Genomic DNA, 17,354 nt, shown 5'->3' with positions numbered 1-17,354 from the left:
ACATAATTATCATCACTTTGTAGAAGCTTTCCCAACACACAGAAAACCAAGACAAAACGCACTAAATCACAAAATATTAGGCATTAAAACTTGGCGTCAATGTTTCAGTGACGGAAAAGTGGATAGCCCTTATCCACCCGGATTCTCATCATCCAAAGCAATTTGGCTGCGCACAACACTTGAATTTGAACTGATCCGATACGATTAGGCGCAGAGTTGGCAACGATGGAATTGGCGTTTGTTGTTGCGATGATTGTTGTTGCGAAGCTGAAGACGAAGGAGGTAGAAGTGCTTTATACCCCTTTGCACAAGAGCAAAGGGGGACAATTCGAACGTCGATATCGTTAACGCTTAGGTATCAACGCTGAATAGTCTGTACCTGCTGGGTGTTCCACGAACCAAAGTAGCCACCAAAAAGATCGCTCGTGTTCTCGTGGCTAGCCAGCAATCATAGGCACAGAGGGTTGAGAAAAGGGCCATGAACATACCCTTTCGTCGTGATTATTCTGGCAATCGATGGGTTGCGCAAATTTTGTTACCGGATGGATCGCGTAAATACCCCAAGTAAAGCTTCATTACTGCAGACTCTCTGACGCCCGGAGGTTCTTCACAGGTTGTACCGCCGTTTGCCAAACCCGCATCATGAAACGCATCAACCAATTCAGGACTCGCCGCAGCAAAGCCGATGGTGCTGCCATTCCCATGACTCGCAGGCTCACCGTTAATGGGCTTGGTGATCGCGAAAACGCCTGTAGGGGCGAAGTAGAAGCATCGGCCTTTTGGATCGAATACCCCTTCGCTGTATCCCAATTTTCCTAAAATCGCATCATAAAAAGTCTTGGACTTTTCCATGTCGTCCACACCTAACATCACGTGACTAAACATTCGTATTTCCTTTGTTATTTTTGGTTATGTAGAAGGAATACCGTACCACCAATGGTTAGCGCTCTGACATGATTTCCTGCTTTTTCTGAATTATCGGTTCAGTTTTAAGATGGCGTTAGAAATCAGTCAACATTCATAGCCTTACAACGATGAGATTCGATAGCTCAACGCGCCAGCCGAATGACACCGCTTTTTGCTAGATTGATCGTCGTCAATCAGACATCAATCAGTGTTTGGTTTCGATGTTCAAATGACATCAGATTGCTACTATTCCCTCGTGTTTCCTTTTCTCGGTTCTTCTCATGTCTTCGAATATGGACCATGTGCTACTCAATATTGCATTGAACCTCAGCTCCAACCTTGCCAGCGAAAAACAGTATCAACGCTTGATAGACGGAATGAGTGACGTCTTTCCCTGTGATGCCAGCGCCTTGTTTATTTTCGACAAAGATGGCTTCCTCTCGCCTGTCGCCGTAAAAGGGCTTTCCAGCACTGTGCTTGGGCGACGATTCTTCCCAAAATCCCACCCGCGCCTTGAGGCCATCGTCGCCACAAAAGGCCCTGTTCGCTTTGATGCTGACTGCCCGCTCCCCGACCCTTTTGACGGCGTGCTCCTCACCGATGATGCATCCATTGACGTGCATGATTGCATGGGGTGCAGCTTGCATGTTGACGGGCACTTGGTTGGCGCACTGACCATGGATTCATTAACCGTGGGCGCGTTCGATCATATCGAACCTGTCGCCATAGAAACCTTTGCAGCGTTAGCCGCAGCCACGCTACGAAACATTGGCTTGGTCAACGCGCTAAAAGCGCAAAATCATAAACAAAAATCGGTTACCGAAACCCTGATCCAACAAGCACGTTCGCTGCAAGGCGAAATGATTGGACTCAGTCCGCAGATACAGCAGCTTCGACACAATATCGCCACCGTGGCCGCATCAGACTATGCCGTGTTAATCACGGGAGAAACGGGCACAGGAAAAGAGTTGGTTGCGCACAGCGTCCATGCGCAATCAAACCGCAGCGACAAACCCATGATCTATGTGAACTGTGCAGCATTGCCAGAAGGCTTGGCTGAAAGCGAACTGTTCGGCCATGTAAAAGGGGCATTTACCGGCGCCACCAGCAACCGTGCGGGGAAATTTGAACTGGCTGATGGCGGAACCCTGTTTCTCGATGAAGTGGGCGAATTGCCCTTGGTACTGCAAGCTAAGCTGCTTCGCGTGATCCAGCAAGGTGAGTTACAACGTGTCGGTAGCGATAAACACTTGTTGGTGAATGTCCGCATCGTCGCGGCCACTAACCGCATACTCGAAAAGGAAGTGGATGCTGGCCATTTTCGCGCCGATCTTTACCATCGCCTTAATGTCTTCCCCATCGCCGTGCCTGCCCTTCGCAAGCGCGACGGGGATATTCCTGTGTTAGCAGGGTATTTGCTAGAAAAAGTGCGTCATCAATTCAACGTGCCAAACCTTCACATTCACGCAAAAGCCCTCGCCATGCTGGAAGACCAAGCATGGCCGGGAAACGTGCGTGAATTAGAACACACGATTACGCGTGCCGCGTTACGGGCCATTCAAGCTCAATGCCACACCATTGAAATGGGACATTTTGATGTCGTTTCCGCGAAGAGTGATGTCAAAAACACATCGCACTATTTCCCACCCGATCATCACGGCATGCGTGAGTTAGTAGAAACCTATCAGCGCGATCTAATTTCTCATGCACTTGAAAAAACGGGGGGAATTTGGGCAAAAGCTGCAGAGTTTTTGCACATGGACAGAGGCAATCTCTACCGTATGGGCAAGAAGCTCGGCATTCATCGCTGAGGTGTTGTTCACCACACGCCAAGCACCGATGTAAAAAAGACAACAACCACGTTGTCTTTTTTACACTTACACCGTTGCAAAATGTCAAATATATCATTATTAATCAACTGGATAACTATTGGCACAAACCCTGCAATTCCAGTGCATCAATTGAATTACATCAATAAACACTGGAGACCCACTTATGTTCTGTATTCAATGTGAGCAGACAATTCAAACCCCAACCATCAAAGGCTGTGCATTCGCAAAAGGAATGTGTGGCAAAACAGCTCAGGTATCAGACCTGCAAGATGTGTTGGTGTATGCATTACAAGGGGTATCTTTCTGGGCGGATCTCGCCCGTGAATTCGACATCATCAACGATGAAATCAATCAATGGGCGCCGAAGGCTTTCTTCTCCACACTCACCAACGTTAACTTCGACCCAGAGCGAATTCTTGAGCTAACACACACTGCATCGGTTTTCAAAGCACACCTAGAGCAACACGTTCGCGCCGCTTACCAAATGGCAGACAAGGCACTGCCTGCATTGCCAGACGTTGCTACGTTTGAATTACCCGATACCGCAGAAGCGATCCTTGCTTTCGCGCCGCACGTGGCCGTTAACCGCGGTAAAGATTGCGTGCATGAAGATGTGATTGGTTTGCGCCTGTTGTGCCTGTATGGCTTAAAAGGTGCGGCAGCCTATATGGAGCATGCTCTGGTATTGGGTCAAACCAACAACGCAATTTATGGCGAATACCACGAGATCATGGCGTGGCTCGGCACGGACCCAGAAGATTTGGGGGCGCTACTCGACTGTTCAATGAAGATTGGTTTGATGAATTACAGCGTCATGGAAATGCTGGATTCTGGCGAAACACAAACGTTTGGTCATCCGGCGCCCACTGACGTCAACGTGAAGCCAGTGAAAGGCAAGTGCATTTTGGTATCAGGCCATGATTTACATGATCTTGAGAAAATCCTGCAACAAACCGAAGGCAAAGGCATTAACGTATACACCAATGGCGAAATGCTGCCCGCCCACGGTTATCCGGAATTGAACAAATACCCTCACCTTGTCGGCAACTACGGCGGCGCGTGGCAACACCAGCAAAAAGAATTCGCCAACTTCCCCGGCGCGATTGTGATGACTTCAAACTGCCTACTGAACCCGAATGTGGGTCAATATGCAGACCGTCTGTTCACACGTAGCATTGTGGGCTGGCCAGGTGTTGCACACATTGAAGGGGACGATTTTAGTGACGTGATCGACGTGGCGCTTGCGCAACCGGGTTTCCAGTACGACGAGATCGAACACATGATCACCGTTGGTTTTGGTCGCAATGCACTCATGAACGCGGCACCGGCGGTGATTGATGAAGTGAAGAAAGGCAACATCAGCCACTTCTTCTTGGTGGGCGGGTGTGACGGCGACAAATCTGAGCGCAGTTACTACACCGATTTCACCGCCCAAGCACCCGCAGATTCCGTGATCCTGACATTGGCTTGCGGCAAATACCGATTCAACAAAAACCAGTTCGGCGACATTAACGGCATTCCGCGTTTGTTAGACGTGGGCCAATGTAATGATGCTTACTCCGCGATCCAACTTGCTTTGGCGTTAGCGAAGGAATTCGAATGTGACATCAACGAATTGCCGTTGACCTTGGTATTGTCATGGTTCGAACAAAAAGCCATCGTGATTTTGCTGACCTTGTTTGCGCTGGGTGTAAAAGGCATTTATACCGGCCCAACCGCCCCCGCATTCCTAACAGATAACTTGATTGCCATCATTCAAGAGAAATTCGACATGCGTTCGATCTCAACCGTTGAAGCCGATCTGAAAACAATCCTCGCGGCATAATTTCACGCGATAATGACAACAGCCCTCCTCGTTTACCTGTATGGCGAGTAGGGCTTTGCCTCCACCATCAGAATCCTTTATAGAAGAAGAGATTGCGCAAGGATTTTGTGTTCGTCTCTTCTTCGATTTATCGGGAAACATTGATATCGATCTATAAAATCCAGTGTGATTGGGCGCACAATTTCTTGTGCGGTTTCCCTCTGAGTCACGTGCATTCAACAAGATGAAGAGCGAAACATTCATCAACCAGAAATTAGGCCACGGGATATGAATCAACACAATTGCCCTAGCTTGCCACTCTTCGATACAACCAAAGCGCACAAACACCGCGTCTCTGATTACCACTCCCCACCTTACGTGCGATAAGTGCGACATACGCTTTCGAGCAACACACGTCGCCAACCTTCTCATGGTCGCTTATACCCAAACAACCTGAAGATGCTCGATTTCAGAGGCCATCAGTGCGTTCAGTTCAAGGCAAATTCTTGTAGGAATAGCTATTCTATTTCACAGGAATTTAACGATGAAGTGGACGCACTGAGGGCCTCCCTTCGGGCGAGTTTACTGACGCCATGCTCGGTGTTATCCCTTTTTGATGGAGAGCACTACATCGGCAAAGGGACGCCTAGATCATAACGTCAGGAAACCTCGCTGAATCCTGCATCTTCAGGTTGTTTGGGTATATTCAGGTATTTTGCTCTGGCTTAATGCCCTGATTTTACTTTGTATCATTTCCTGCAACCGCCTTTGCGGCGAATTCTTCTACGCTGGGAAAAGAGAGATCGCTTTGGACACGCGCAATGACTTCAAACTCAGACAATAAACAACCTGTCAGCACACAAGAAACCTACATCGAAACAGTGCAGGCCGAACCGACGCATTCTGAGGCCACAAACGCTCAGGTCACAGAACAGCCCACCAAGGTTGTTCGTCGATTTGTTTCTCGTCATCGAAGCCCACTGTCAGTGCTTTTGCTTTCCGCCATTGTTGGCGTGTTGGCAGGTTTGCTGTGTACCGCGTTCGACATGGCGATTGATTGGGTGGTTACCGAACGCTCCCATTGGGTGCAAACCGATGGCGGCGTGGATTTTCTCACTGTCACTGCCGTGGCGCTCACCAGTGCATTGCTTTCCGCATTCGGGTTTTTCTTGGTTAACCGTGTTGCACCTGAAGCTGCAGGGTCTGGCATTCCTGAAATTGAAGGTGCGCTGGATAACCTCAGGCCCGTGCGTTGGTGGCGCGTTATTCCTGTAAAATTCTTTGGTGGTGTCGGTACCATTGGTGCGGGGCTTGTGTTGGGTCGCGAAGGGCCTTCAGTGCAGATGGGGGCGAGCGTTGGGCGTATGCTCACGGATATTTTCCGCATAAAGGACGACGAGGGACGCCACACCTTGCTGGCTTCAGGTGCAGCAGCAGGGCTTGCGGCTGCCTTCAATGCGCCGCTGGCGGGGATCATGTTTGTGGTTGAGGAAATGCGGCCGCAATTTAAGTACAACCTCATCTCCATCAAAGCCGTGATGATTGCTGCCATTACTGCCACCGTGGTGTATCGCAGCTTGCAAGGGCAAGGAGCGATGATCCCTTTGCCCGCTCATGCCGACGTGCCACTGGCCGCTTTAGCGCTGTTTCTGGTGTTAGGGCTGATATTTGGTTTTATTGGCGTGATGTTTAACCGCATGGTGGTGATCACCATGGACAGCTTTGAGCGCTTCCACCAGCACGACACCAAACGGTTCGTTGCTGTGGGGGCAGGGCTTGGGGCGATGTTCGGTTTGATGCTCTTCCTGCTACCCAAGCTCACCGGAGAAGGCGTCGAACTCATCCCTGATGCCGTGCATGGCGATTTTGCCCTTTCCATGTTAGCGCTGCTTTTCGTTGCGCGTTTGATCACCACCCTCGCCTGTTTTGGTTCAGGTGCGCCCGGTGGCGTATTTGCACCGATGTTGGCACTGGGTACCTTGTTTGGCACTGGGTTTGGGCTGTTCTGCATGCACCTTTTCCCGCACATGGACATCACTGCGGGCATGTTTGCCGTAGCAGGCATGGGGGCGCTTTTTGCTGCCACAGTGCGCGCCCCCATCACTGGCATTCTCTTGGTGATGGAACTCACGCATAACTACGAGTTGATATTGCCACTGCTCATTACAACGTTAGGCGCAACCATGACAGCGCAAGTAATGGGCGGTAAACCGCTTTACAGTCAGTTATTACAACGCACCTTGGCAAAACAAAAAGCCACTCAAAGTGATGCTGAAAACGACGTAGAAAACGAGGAAAGACCAGAAAATTCGGGTGACGACACACAACCTCGCCACACACAACCGACGGGTGCGAAACCTAAGTCATAAACGAAACCGCCGCGCGAATCACAAAGGAGAAGTGCGGCGGAATTGAAGAAGAGAAACACGCTTTACGGCGAGGCGTGTTTTTCTTTTCGACGCTGCAGGATCACCATGGTCATGTATGCCACTACTACAAGGTTCACAACCAACGCCAGCACTGGGAGCATTTTCCCTTCTGTCGCCACGGCATACACTTCAAAAGGCAGGTAAATACCGCCACTCGCTAACGCGAACCATTCTGTCCACGCGTACCCTCGCCAAAGCCCAAACGCTTCCACCAGCCTGATCGTCGCATATAACACAGAGCCTAATGCGAACAAGGTAAGGTTTTGGTCGTTGATCTTGTAGGCCGAATGCATGATCACACTGGGTATTTCGCTGGCGGGATTTAAGTGCAAATGCTGGAGTAAGGCTTCACAAAGGTGTTGGATTTCTTTGCCACCCAATTCATGCAACGCAAAACCCACTGCCAAAGAGAGCACACCTTTCAATGCTTCCAGCGCTGCGATCGCTTTTAACCCTTTGGGAGATTGTCTTGCTGCACTCATGCTATTTTCCGTCCCATTGGTTACTTCTTATTCTTTCATTTTGGTAACGTTATAGATTGGTCAACTTAATACGCCGCCGTCGTAGCAAGGGCAAGAAAAAAGGCCCTTTCGGGCCTTTTTGGTTTTGTTGCAGTGTTCGGTTTTCGTTACACCGAGTGTACGAAGTAGAGCTGGGCTTTCATGCGGATAATGATGCCACGAACCACATCAAGGAAGCTCATAAAGGCGATAGGCTTTTCACCAGAAATCCATGCCAACCCGACGGCACCCACGGGAATGTCATACCCTTCAGGCTCGTCGAGCTTCAAACGAACAAAGTGGTGTTTGTTTTTCAGGTTTGATCCTGTCGTCACGCGCACACCTTCTTCGAGCGCCAGCAATTTACCTTGTGATTCACCGGTTGCTTCTACAATGCCTTCCACTTCGGCTTTGAAGATTTTTCCCGGATACACAGGGCTTGCAAACTCGGCGTACTGACCGACTTTCACATTTCGGATTGCTTGGTGATTCACGCGCATCAACACGTACTTTTCATCGGTATACATGTGTAAGCGCGGCAACACGCCTACATACTGGCCTTCACGCATGATGAAGTTGGTCACGTACCCATCAGACGGTGCGATGACCTGGGTTTGTTCCAAATTCCATTGCGCTTGAGAAACAGCTTCAACGGCATTGTCGAGTTCTGCACGTTTGGCAGCGACAGCAAGCACAGATTTCTCTTGGCTTAATCGTGCGTGCTCCACGCCGATCTTCGCTTTTTCAATCTGTGTTTCTAACGTCGTGACTTGCGATGTTGCCAACTGCACTTTATTACGTTGTTCATCCAGTACCGAGGTCGCGACCGTGTTGGGTGCTTTTCGGTTCTGTTGTAGGTAGCGATTTAACTGACTCTCTTTCCACTTCGCGTCTTCTTGTGCCGCATTCAATTGGCTTTCAAGTACATTCAGATCCGCTTTCGTTGCTTGGTATTGTTGCTCTGTCAAAGTGACATCTTGCTTAGAAACATCCAACGCGACCTGCGCAGAATTCTCAGCAACAATGGCGCGATTTAACGCGATTTGATAAGGCTCATCTTCAATGGAGTACACCAACTGGCCTTTCTTCACTTCTTCGTTTGGCGAAACAAAAATCTCGTCAACGTTGCCTCGCACTTGGCTTGAACCCGGACGAAGCTGAATGTGTGGAGATTGAACGACAGAGCCACCAGAGAGATCCATTGGCGTGTAATTCAACAAACCAATCCAAACGAACAACAACCACGCGCCACCACCAATGTAGGCGAACAGCTTACTATATAAATTCCAAGGCATTCCCACCATGCGAAGGAGGTAGATAAACAACGCCCATACCGCTAAACCTTCAAGCATTGGTTTTCTCCTCTTTTTTCACATCTTGATCGCCTTGTTCCGCTGCGGTGTTTTGCATGACTGCAACCCCCTCGGAGACGGATTCTATGTCTTCATCGTTCGATGTTCTTGCTGGCTCACGCCAAATATCGCGAATGCGTCGAAGGGCTTGGTCGCTATCAACAAACGCCACGATAACGGCCACGACCCATACCCAGTGCCACAAAAAGCCAATCCAAGTGAGTGCTGTGATCAGCCCCATCTGCTGATGTTTCTTTTTCTTTGCCTTGCTGACAGGCAGTTCGTGAATTTTCCAGAACCCGAACGCAATGGCGCAAACGGAACCCACTAAAACCACGGCTGCAATAACATGCAGCACAGTATCCGTTGTTGCATCAACAAAAGGTGTCGCCAATAGGCTCATCACTGTCTCCAAGAGTTAACAAGAAAACAGATAGTTACATCAATGTCTCTTTTGTGCAACATTTAGGAACGATTGATTCACTAAATCGTGTATATTGATCGAATCTATCCAATTTAATGGCAGAGCATGATCGACATTACTTTTTGCCGTATGGCGTATATCAAACCGCTTCTCAAAGGCGTCATGCAGGTCTATCGACTCGACATTGCGCAGATCGGTATTCCTCGCGCGTTATATGCCGACGATATGGCACTGATACCCCATTCAGAAATTAACCGTTGGTTACGCAATATCGTCACGCTAACGGGGGACCGACATTTCCCCTTTCATATCGCCGACTTCCTTGATGTAGCGAACATCGATGTATGCGCGAATTGGCTAACCGCCGCGCCCGATCTGTCGATCACCTTCCGTCGCATCAATTACGGCATGAGTTGTTTTCATTCCAGTGGCCACTACGTTGGTCGCCAGTCAGGCAATATCCTCAAGTGGTGCTACCACAATGCGTTTACCGACGATGTCAGTGACGTTGACTCGTTGCGCGTGGCCATCATGTTCACGCAAGTCCTGCGACATTTCTCATCATCCAACTCAGAGACAACAAGCAAAAAAACAAGCCGCGCGTTGCTGCAACAACGAGATGGCTCTTTGCCCTATTCGCCCTTAATGGTTCGCCTTGCGGGTACAAGCATCGATATGAAAGAAGCAGAAGTGTGGTTTGGTTGTCAGGTCATTACTGGGTGCGAGCAGACCGAAGTGTGGTTTGATACCAAGTTGTTGCTGCTTGAGCACACAGCATCAGTGGAAAAAAACCGAGAAGCCGTATTGTCACTCAACGAGCTGGACGAGTTAGTTAACATGCCGCAACGGGATGACCCCACCAAGGCACTTTACGAAGTCGTCAATTATGCGCGCTATTACGGCATGCCAACGGTAGAACAAGTCGCCAACCTGCTTGCGCTGTCACCACAACAACTGCAACGTCGCCTGCAAAAGCTCGGGTTCTCGTTTACCAGTATTCTGGCGTATGTGCTGAACAACATCGCTGTGCGTTACTTGCTTAAAGGCTATGCGCCAAACGACATCGCACAGTTACTCGGCTACACCCATCCGCAAAGCTTCATCAAGGCCTTCAAACGCGTTCGGGGGTGCACACCGAATGAGTACCTCCGTCATTTAAATATCTAAGCGAGCGCGCCATTTGGCTTTATCAACGAGGCGGGCAACCCAGAGCGACTGATACAAAGAGGGAAAATACGATAAAGCGTGATCATTCTTTAAGCACTCGCGCCAAGCCCCCTTCCCTTTTTAATGAGAAACACAGTAAACTCAATCTGTTCTGAAAAATCAGAACATCACAATGAATTATTCTCAGGGCGGGGCGAAATTCCCCACCGGCGGTATGTCAGTGAATACCATTGACGAGCCCGCGAGCGCCCGAACCTAGTTCGGGGTCAGCAGACTTGGTGAGATGCCAAGGCCGACGGTTAGAGTCCGGATGAAAGAGGATGATATGTTTACCCATTCAGCGGCTGTTTTCTGGCATCTGCTGATCGGTAAATTGTGCGTATTCGAATTCTCGAATGCCGCTCATCTATGCCCTGATTCTGGTACGTAATATAGGAGTTACCATGAATCAGACACACACTTCACTACTTGCTCCACTAGGCACCCCATTTGAACGCGTTGAAGCTGCGCTAGACGCACTTCGTCAAGGTAAAGGCGTATTGCTGCTTGATGACGAAGACCGCGAGAATGAAGGTGACATCATCTATTCAGTCGACCACCTGACAAATCAACAAATGGCACTCATGATCCGCGAATGTAGCGGCATCGTTTGTTTGTGCCTGCCGGAAGCTCAGGCTGACAAACTTGAGCTGAATCCGATGGTGGCAGACAACAACAGCGCCAACCAAACCGCATTCACTGTTTCAATCGAAGCAAAGATCGGTGTGACAACAGGTGTTTCTGCGGCTGATCGCGTTACCACGATCAAAACGGCAGCTAACCCTGATGCACAGCCTTCTGATTTGGCGCGCCCAGGTCACGTATTCCCACTTCGCGCACGCAATGGCGGTGTACTCTCCCGTCGCGGACACACCGAAGGCACGATCGATCTGATGCAAATGGCAGGATTGTCGCCAGCAGGCGTATTGTGTGAAGTGCAAAACGAAGACGGCTCAATGGCAAAAACGCCCGAGATCATCGCATTCGGTGAGAAGCACGACATGCCAGTATTGACCATTGAAGACATGGTGCAATACCGCTTGATGCAGGCAGAAAAAATCGCATGATTTTCAGGCGATCATTCACACGACGGCTAACGAGCTAACGAGCTAACGAGCTAACGAGCTAACGAGCTAACGACAGTGTGAAACATCGAGCGCGCGTTTTCGGAAACGAAGACCGCGCTCTTTTTTGTGCTCACGAGCCCTCGACGCACAAGAATCACAGTGCCTCCCGCATTCAAATTCGCCTCCTCAGTTTAATGATTCATCGAACTCTTGTTCACTTGTTAGGCAAACAGCACGCCCTTCACAATAATCATTACACGACGAAACGTCTGAATCTAATTATTTACGCTGGCGTACAAAACACATCCAGATCGTAAAAAATCCTTATTAATTCACTCACTTTCGTTAACTCTTCCGTTCAAAGTTATCAGCATTTACATTCACGCGTCGCAACTGCACTCACGCAACACATTCACACCGTGATTACGATGAATATCTTTGCTCATTAACATAAGCAGTGCGAATTGATGCTTAGCGTCATAAACATCACAATTCCTATGGTTTACATATCAATGGAGAGATACACAGATGGGACGCCACTTTCAGCTTATTGACAAGCCAACCTTCTTTGGCGCGTTAGGGCTCCTCTTTTCCGTGATCATCCCACTTCTTGTTTGGCCTACACAGGGCGCAGAGTGGATAGCAATCGCGAAAACCTTTATGACCGACAAACTCGGTTTCCTTTACCTTGGTCTGGGTATTGCCGCTTTCTTTTTTATGGCTTACATCGTGTTCAGCGATATTGGTCAAATCAAACTTGGCGATGCTGACGAAAAGCCTGAATTCGCAACAGGATCATGGGCTGCCATGCTGTTCTGTGGCGGTATCGGTGCAAGTATCCTTTACTGGGGTACCATCGAATGGGCTTACTACTACCAGAATCCACCTTTCCAACTGGAAGCAGGCAGTGAAGAAGCCGTTCGCTGGGCAGCGACTTACGGTATTTTCCACTGGGGTCCAATTGCATGGTCAATCTACCTGATCCCTGCTATTCCAATTGCATACTTCTTCTATGTACGTAAGCAACCCGTATTGAAAGTGTCTGCTGCATTGATGCCAGTGATTGGCGAAGCGCGCAGCCACGGTAAAACGGGCAAGTTGGTCGATGTACTGTTCATCTTTGGTTTGTTAGGCGGCGCTGCAACGACTTTGGGTCTTGCTGCACCGTTGATCAACGAAGGTATCAGCTACCTGTTCGGTGTGCCGTCTTCAACCATGTCACAAATCGGCGTGTTGTTGCTGTGTACTGCACTGTTTGCCTACTCGTCTTACAAAGGCATGGATGAAGGCATCAAGGTACTGAGTAACATCAACTTCTGGGGTGCACTTGGTCTACTTGCGTTCGTACTGTTCGCTGGCCCGACCCTGTTCATGCTGGAAACTGGCCTAGATTCCATCGGTCGCATGCTGTCCAACTTCTTTGTAATGGCAACATGGGCAGAACCGTTTGGCGGTTACGGCACGTTTGAAGACACCCACTTCCCACAAGATTGGACCATTTTCTACTGGGCATGGTGGCTAGTGTTTGCACCAAGCATGGGCTTGTTCGTTGCGCGTATTTCACGCGGCCGTACTATCAAGCAAATGGTGTCAGGCTCTATCTTCTTCGGGTCACTGGGCTGTGCACTGTACTTCATGATCTTGGGTAACTATGGTCTGTCGCTACAACTGTCTGGTCAGCTTGATGTGGTAAGCATTCTGAATAGCGATGGCCCAACGCGTGCGATTTTCGCCATCCTAGAACAGCTACCAATGAGCACCGTGGTGATCGCTGTCTTCACCGTATTGTGCATCATCTTTACCGCTACAACGTTTGACTCCATCTCGTTCATTCTGGCGTCTGTCGTGCAGAACAACGTGACCGAAGATCCAATGCGTTGGAACCGTTTGTTCTGGGCATTCACACTGTCATTCATGCCATCGGTATTGATGTTCATGGGCGGCCTAGCAACGCTTCAAACAGCAGCGATTGTGGGTGGCTTGCCGCTTCTCGTTATCGCGGTCATGTTGATGATTTCGGGCGTGAAAGCAGCGACCCTCGACCTGTCGCATCAAGAAGGTTATGTCGATCCTGTTATCAACATTGAAGAATTCCCAGATGTTGACCCATGGTCAAAAGAAGGCATGGCGATGGCACAGTTCGAACGCCTGAAAGACGAAGCAGTGGCCGCAGCAGAAGAAGAGCGTGAAAAACTGAACGCGATTTGGAACCTGAAAAAAGACATTCGCGCCACCGCCCTTTCACAAGGCGAATCTGGCATGGAGCTTGGTGACGCGCCACAAGAGCAATTGGATGAAATCCAACGTCTGACTGACGAAGCTATGGCCGCTAAAGAGCACAAGCTTCAAGCGTCTGAAGCCGCGCAACAAGCACGTATGGCATTCAATGAGTTGATGCGTGAGCGCAAACGTCTGGAAGAAGAAAACCAAGACGATTTGAAACCAGCATAACTCAGTAACACCTCCCCCATTGAAAAGGCCGAGCAATCGGCCTTTTTTTTGTTTGAAGCGCGTTGAAAGCGCCATGCGCCAAGTTTCGATTGGAAAAATGCAGGTCAGATGGAAAAGTAAAACTGGAGGTTGTCACTGCCCACCATGCAGCCAGTGGCAATCAAATCACTTCGCCACTAACATGTGATTGACCTTAGTAACATCACGACCGCGCTCACAGCGCTTGTTGCTAATTCTCGCAATGACGGGATAATGCGACACCTCCTGTCACTGAAAAATGTTCTCTTCATGCGCCTTGATAAGTTTGTTTGTAAAAGCACCTCACTGACCCGCTCTGACGCCATTCAGTGCATTCAACACGGCAAAGTGTCAGTTAACGGCGAAACCGTAAAAGACGAAAGATCGCAGGTTCATGAAAACAACTCAGTGACACTTAATGGCACAGCACTTACTCCTCGCCCTTTCCGCTATATTCTGATGCACAAACCCGCTGGCACGATTTGCTCGAATGTCGATGAAGCCTATCCATCTTTATTTAACGGCACCCGTATCGAGCACACGGAAGAACTGCATATCGCAGGACGATTAGATGCCGACACAACAGGTTTGGTGCTGATCACTGACGATGGGCATTGGTCGTTCAATATCACCACACCCACTAAGCACTGTGAAAAAGTCTATCGTGTTGGGCTTTCTCGCCCCATTCGAGACGACGCTGCAGCACTTTTTCACGCTGGTATTCTGCTACAAGGTGAAAGCAAACCGACCTTACCCGCCGAGCTCTACATCGTTACGCCGAAAGAAGTGATACTCACCATCACAGAAGGTAAATTTCATCAGGTTAAGCGCATGTTTTCTGCCATAGGGAACCGCGTTACTTCATTACACCGCGAGCGCATTGGTGAGGTGTTGCTTGATGTGGAAGAAGGGAAATGGCGTTATCTTTCAGAAAATGAGGTCGCGTCGTTCAAGGCCGCATAGAAGACACAACAAAGCACAGAAACAAAAAAACGCAGAGACAAATGCCTCTGCGCGTAAAATCTGGGTGCGGTATTTGAATATTGGCAGAGTACGAATTAACGCTCGCCTTGCACTTCAAATTCATCAAATACCAAACGGGCTTTGCCGTCTTCTTGAATTTTCCAGTGTTCGCGGTGAACAACCCCAAATGCTTTGTTCATTGTCCAATCCGCACTGAGGATGTACCCCTCATCACCTTCTACGGGTTCCCACTTCACATTGGTGTAATCCACATCTGCGAAGCCCTGATCCATGATTTGCTGCCAAAACGCTTGGATTTCTTCACGCCCAGTAAACTCGCCAAAAGGACGTGCAATCATGAGCGTCGTATTATCCGCATATTGCGCTGCACAGCCCGCTGCGTCTTGATTGTTGAACGCATCTTGCCATGCTTTGATGCCTGCTTCGTAGGTAGAAAGCGCTTCTTTACCATTCATTAATTTAGCCTTGTCTTAAATATGTGAAAGGACTTAGTGTAGAAACATGATTAGATAAGATAAATAAAGTAAAACAAACGCATTGTTCTCCCATACAAAACAATATGAATAAACTTAGAAAGATGACCTTGTTCATGAACGTGGTCGAAGCAGGCTCCATCACAAAGGCAGCGGACAAACTCGATATTTCGAAGTCCGTCGTTAGCCAATCCTTAAAACAACTCGAAGCAGAGTTGGCAACCACCCTGCTCAAAAGAACAACGCGCCGCCAATCACTGACTCAAACCGGTGAGCAGTTCTACAAGTACTGTTGTGAAATGCACAGGCTGGCGGAACAAGCATGGGAAGACATGAAGATTCAGCAGACCGTGCCAAAAGGGAAGCTCACCCTTACCGCACCCAATGCACTGATGTCTTCATTGGTTGTTCCTGCACTGCTGGACGCGTTTGCAGCATTTCCCGATGTTGAGCTCGATCTGATCAACGATGACAGCCAGCTCGATTTGATGGAGAACAATATCGATCTCGCCATTCGGGCGGGTAATTCGGCACACAGCAACTACAAACAGCGCCGCATTGGGGAATTTCGCGATGTCCTGTGTTGTGCCGTAGGCAATGATTTGTCGGTGGATGAAGCGCCCTATGTTGTCCATCAGTGGCAACCACGTCCCGTGGTGCATGAACTCCATAATCCCCTGACCGATGAAGCGCTGTCGTTAACGTTTTCGCCGCAACACAGAACGAACGCGATGCAAACAACGCTGGCGCTGATTGAGTCAGGCTATGGCATGGGCATTTTGCCCGACTTCATTGTGGCCGCAAACCCAACACTGAAACCCATGCTGCCAGATTTTCAGATGCCACGGGTGAACGTGTATGCCATCCATCCGTTTCATGGCAACGTGCCTATCGGCGTTAAAATGGCCATTGCCGCCATTGAGAATGCCCTTATGGATTACACCAAACCAGTCAAGAACGTTAGCTAAACGCCGCCTCAATGACTGACGTGTTAATAGATACCCAAACACCCCCTGCCGCTCATGGTTGTTTGGGTATAAAATAGGGACGAATTTCAGTTCAGCGCACGCATTCTTCATCGCGCTACCCCGTCAGAGAACACACCATCGTGGCAAATTATTTTGAAAGCCCTTTTGCGGGCAAATCCCTGCAAGAGCAAGTGACGAACCCAAACATCATCGTGGGAAAACACAGCTATTATTCAGGCTACTACCACCAGCACAGTTTTGACGACTGCGCACGCTACCTCGCGCGAGATAGGGATGATGTCGATAAACTGATCATCGGCAGTTACTGCTCCATTGGTTCAGGCGCGGTGTTTATGATGGCGGGAAACCAAGGACATCGCTTGGATTGGGCCAGTACTTTCCCATTTTTCTATTCGGGTAATGACGCATTTTCAGGTGCTCATGATGGGTTCAAACGCGCGGGTAACACTGTGGTAGGTCATGACGTTTGGATAGGTACAGAAGCCATGATCATGGCAGGTGTGACCATTGGCGACGGTGCAGTCATCGCAAGCCGCGCTGTGGTAACCAAAGATGTGAAACCTTATGAGATTGTGGGATCTAACCCCGCGAAACACATTCGTTTTCGCTTCGAGCAAGATGAAATCGACATGCTGCTTGAGATGACATGGTGGCACTGGCCCGAAGAAGCAATCAAAGCATGTATGCCTTTGATATGTTCAAAAGACATCAAAGGTCTCTACCTGTATTGGCAAACAAACATGCAAAATACGGCTGGCAGTGCCCATGTTGAAAATACATAACCACTGAGGCGTTAGTTGCGCAGAGGGGATACATTTAGCCTGCGTGAATGTCGGCAAATTCATCACTTTATTGTTAACTTTCTGGTGTTTTTAGAGTATTAGCTCTAAACTGTTTCAATCACTCCCAATGTGGACAC

General features: G+C 49.1%; 15 protein-coding genes and 1 riboswitch. Of the genes, 10 read left to right on the top strand and 5 right to left on the bottom strand.

Annotated elements, in window-relative coordinates:
- The first annotated feature begins 216 nt into the window (after positions 1-216).
- Positions 217-348 carry a hypothetical protein gene (locus tag EQP46_RS24550; protein ID WP_276320904.1) on the top strand — a complete coding sequence of 44 codons (132 nt, stop codon included), beginning with the start codon at positions 217-219 and terminating at the stop codon, positions 346-348.
- A 153-nt stretch (positions 349-501) separates the two neighbouring features.
- On the opposite strand, the gene EQP46_RS16705 is transcribed toward EQP46_RS24550, so the two are convergent.
- Positions 502-885: a VOC family protein gene (locus EQP46_RS16705; protein ID WP_129494724.1), complete on the bottom strand. Its 384-nt coding sequence runs from the start codon at positions 883-885 to the stop codon at positions 502-504.
- Between the two features lie 302 nt (positions 886-1,187).
- Between EQP46_RS16705 and norR the strand changes: the two genes are divergently transcribed.
- The 3 genes from norR (at position 1,188) to clcA (ending at position 6,911) form a co-directional block, all read left to right on the top strand.
- Positions 1,188-2,717: a nitric oxide reductase transcriptional regulator NorR gene (gene norR, locus EQP46_RS16700; protein WP_129494723.1), complete on the top strand. Its 1,530-nt coding sequence runs from the start codon at positions 1,188-1,190 to the stop codon at positions 2,715-2,717.
- A 184-nt stretch (positions 2,718-2,901) separates the two neighbouring features.
- Complete coding sequence (hcp, locus tag EQP46_RS16695; RefSeq protein ID WP_129494722.1) at positions 2,902-4,563, top strand: hydroxylamine reductase; 1,662 nt, start codon at positions 2,902-2,904, stop codon at positions 4,561-4,563.
- Positions 4,564-5,363: 800 nt separating this feature from the next.
- Positions 5,364-6,911 (top strand): H(+)/Cl(-) exchange transporter ClcA, encoded by a 1,548-nt coding sequence (gene clcA, locus EQP46_RS16690; RefSeq protein ID WP_129494721.1) that lies wholly within the window; start codon positions 5,364-5,366, stop codon positions 6,909-6,911.
- A 62-nt stretch (positions 6,912-6,973) separates the two neighbouring features.
- On the opposite strand, the gene EQP46_RS16685 is transcribed toward clcA, so the two are convergent.
- The 3 genes from EQP46_RS16685 to EQP46_RS16675 form a co-directional block, all read right to left on the bottom strand.
- Positions 6,974-7,453 (bottom strand): DUF2127 domain-containing protein, encoded by a 480-nt coding sequence (locus EQP46_RS16685; RefSeq protein ID WP_129494720.1) that lies wholly within the window; start codon positions 7,451-7,453, stop codon positions 6,974-6,976.
- A 146-nt stretch (positions 7,454-7,599) separates the two neighbouring features.
- On the bottom strand, positions 7,600-8,823 hold the full coding sequence (locus tag EQP46_RS16680) for an HlyD family secretion protein (RefSeq protein WP_129494719.1): 1,224 nt from the start codon (positions 8,821-8,823) through the stop codon (positions 7,600-7,602).
- On the bottom strand, positions 8,816-9,226 hold the full coding sequence (locus EQP46_RS16675) for an MFS transporter (protein ID WP_129494718.1): 411 nt from the start codon (positions 9,224-9,226) through the stop codon (positions 8,816-8,818). The genes EQP46_RS16680 and EQP46_RS16675 overlap by 8 nt, the downstream gene beginning before the upstream one ends.
- Before the next feature lie 126 nt (positions 9,227-9,352).
- Between EQP46_RS16675 and EQP46_RS16670 the strand changes: the two genes are divergently transcribed.
- The 4 genes from EQP46_RS16670 (at position 9,353) to EQP46_RS16655 (ending at position 14,952) form a co-directional block, all read left to right on the top strand.
- Positions 9,353-10,414 (top strand): AraC family transcriptional regulator, encoded by a 1,062-nt coding sequence (locus tag EQP46_RS16670; protein ID WP_129494717.1) that lies wholly within the window; start codon positions 9,353-9,355, stop codon positions 10,412-10,414.
- 175 nt (positions 10,415-10,589) lie between these two features.
- Positions 10,590-10,740, top strand: a riboswitch (FMN riboswitch).
- Between the two features lie 117 nt (positions 10,741-10,857).
- A complete protein-coding gene (gene ribB, locus EQP46_RS16665; protein WP_129494716.1) occupies positions 10,858-11,520 on the top strand; it encodes a 3,4-dihydroxy-2-butanone-4-phosphate synthase in 663 nt (220 codons plus the stop codon).
- Between the two features lie 528 nt (positions 11,521-12,048).
- On the top strand, positions 12,049-13,971 hold the full coding sequence (locus tag EQP46_RS16660) for a BCCT family transporter (RefSeq protein ID WP_129494715.1): 1,923 nt from the start codon (positions 12,049-12,051) through the stop codon (positions 13,969-13,971).
- Positions 13,972-14,259: 288 nt separating this feature from the next.
- On the top strand, positions 14,260-14,952 hold the full coding sequence (locus EQP46_RS16655) for a pseudouridine synthase (RefSeq protein WP_129494829.1): 693 nt from the start codon (positions 14,260-14,262) through the stop codon (positions 14,950-14,952).
- 95 nt (positions 14,953-15,047) lie between these two features.
- Here the strand turns inward: EQP46_RS16655 and EQP46_RS16650 are convergent, their stop codons facing one another.
- On the bottom strand, positions 15,048-15,428 hold the full coding sequence (locus tag EQP46_RS16650) for a nuclear transport factor 2 family protein (RefSeq protein WP_129494714.1): 381 nt from the start codon (positions 15,426-15,428) through the stop codon (positions 15,048-15,050).
- Between the two features lie 122 nt (positions 15,429-15,550).
- Here EQP46_RS16650 and EQP46_RS16645 point away from each other — a divergent pair, with 122 nt between their 5' ends.
- Both EQP46_RS16645 and catB read left to right on the top strand, forming a co-directional pair.
- The gene (locus EQP46_RS16645) at positions 15,551-16,414 is read left to right on the top strand and encodes a LysR family transcriptional regulator (RefSeq protein ID WP_129494828.1); all 864 of its coding nucleotides are present in this window, start codon (positions 15,551-15,553) and stop codon (positions 16,412-16,414) included.
- A 140-nt stretch (positions 16,415-16,554) separates the two neighbouring features.
- Positions 16,555-17,217 (top strand): type B chloramphenicol O-acetyltransferase, encoded by a 663-nt coding sequence (catB, locus tag EQP46_RS16640; protein ID WP_129494713.1) that lies wholly within the window; start codon positions 16,555-16,557, stop codon positions 17,215-17,217.
- Positions 17,218-17,354 lie beyond the last annotated feature (137 nt).

Origin of the sequence: Enterovibrio baiacu (assembly GCF_004120195.1) — a bacterium.
Taxonomy (GTDB): Bacteria; Pseudomonadota; Gammaproteobacteria; order Enterobacterales; family Vibrionaceae; genus Enterovibrio; species Enterovibrio baiacui.
Note: the sequence above shows the minus strand (reverse complement) of the source record. Positions and strands in the feature narration are given on the sequence as shown.

Excerpts from the sequence above, each read along its gene's own strand:
- EQP46_RS16705 (WP_129494724.1), bottom strand. The coding sequence starts at position 885 with ATGTTTAGTCACGTGATGTTAGGTGTGGACGACATGGAAAAGTCCAAG.
- norR (WP_129494723.1), top strand. The coding sequence starts at position 1,188 with ATGTCTTCGAATATGGACCATGTGCTACTCAATATTGCATTGAACCTC.
- hcp (WP_129494722.1), top strand. The coding sequence starts at position 2,902 with ATGTTCTGTATTCAATGTGAGCAGACAATTCAAACCCCAACCATCAAA.
- clcA (WP_129494721.1), top strand. The coding sequence starts at position 5,364 with ATGACTTCAAACTCAGACAATAAACAACCTGTCAGCACACAAGAAACC.
- EQP46_RS16685 (WP_129494720.1), bottom strand. The coding sequence starts at position 7,453 with ATGAGTGCAGCAAGACAATCTCCCAAAGGGTTAAAAGCGATCGCAGCG.
- EQP46_RS16680 (WP_129494719.1), bottom strand. The coding sequence starts at position 8,823 with ATGCTTGAAGGTTTAGCGGTATGGGCGTTGTTTATCTACCTCCTTCGC.
- EQP46_RS16675 (WP_129494718.1), bottom strand. The coding sequence starts at position 9,226 with ATGAGCCTATTGGCGACACCTTTTGTTGATGCAACAACGGATACTGTG.
- EQP46_RS16670 (WP_129494717.1), top strand. The coding sequence starts at position 9,353 with ATGATCGACATTACTTTTTGCCGTATGGCGTATATCAAACCGCTTCTC.
- ribB (WP_129494716.1), top strand. The coding sequence starts at position 10,858 with ATGAATCAGACACACACTTCACTACTTGCTCCACTAGGCACCCCATTT.
- EQP46_RS16660 (WP_129494715.1), top strand. The coding sequence starts at position 12,049 with ATGGGACGCCACTTTCAGCTTATTGACAAGCCAACCTTCTTTGGCGCG.
- EQP46_RS16655 (WP_129494829.1), top strand. The coding sequence starts at position 14,260 with ATGCGCCTTGATAAGTTTGTTTGTAAAAGCACCTCACTGACCCGCTCT.
- EQP46_RS16650 (WP_129494714.1), bottom strand. The coding sequence starts at position 15,428 with ATGAATGGTAAAGAAGCGCTTTCTACCTACGAAGCAGGCATCAAAGCA.
- EQP46_RS16645 (WP_129494828.1), top strand. The coding sequence starts at position 15,551 with ATGACCTTGTTCATGAACGTGGTCGAAGCAGGCTCCATCACAAAGGCA.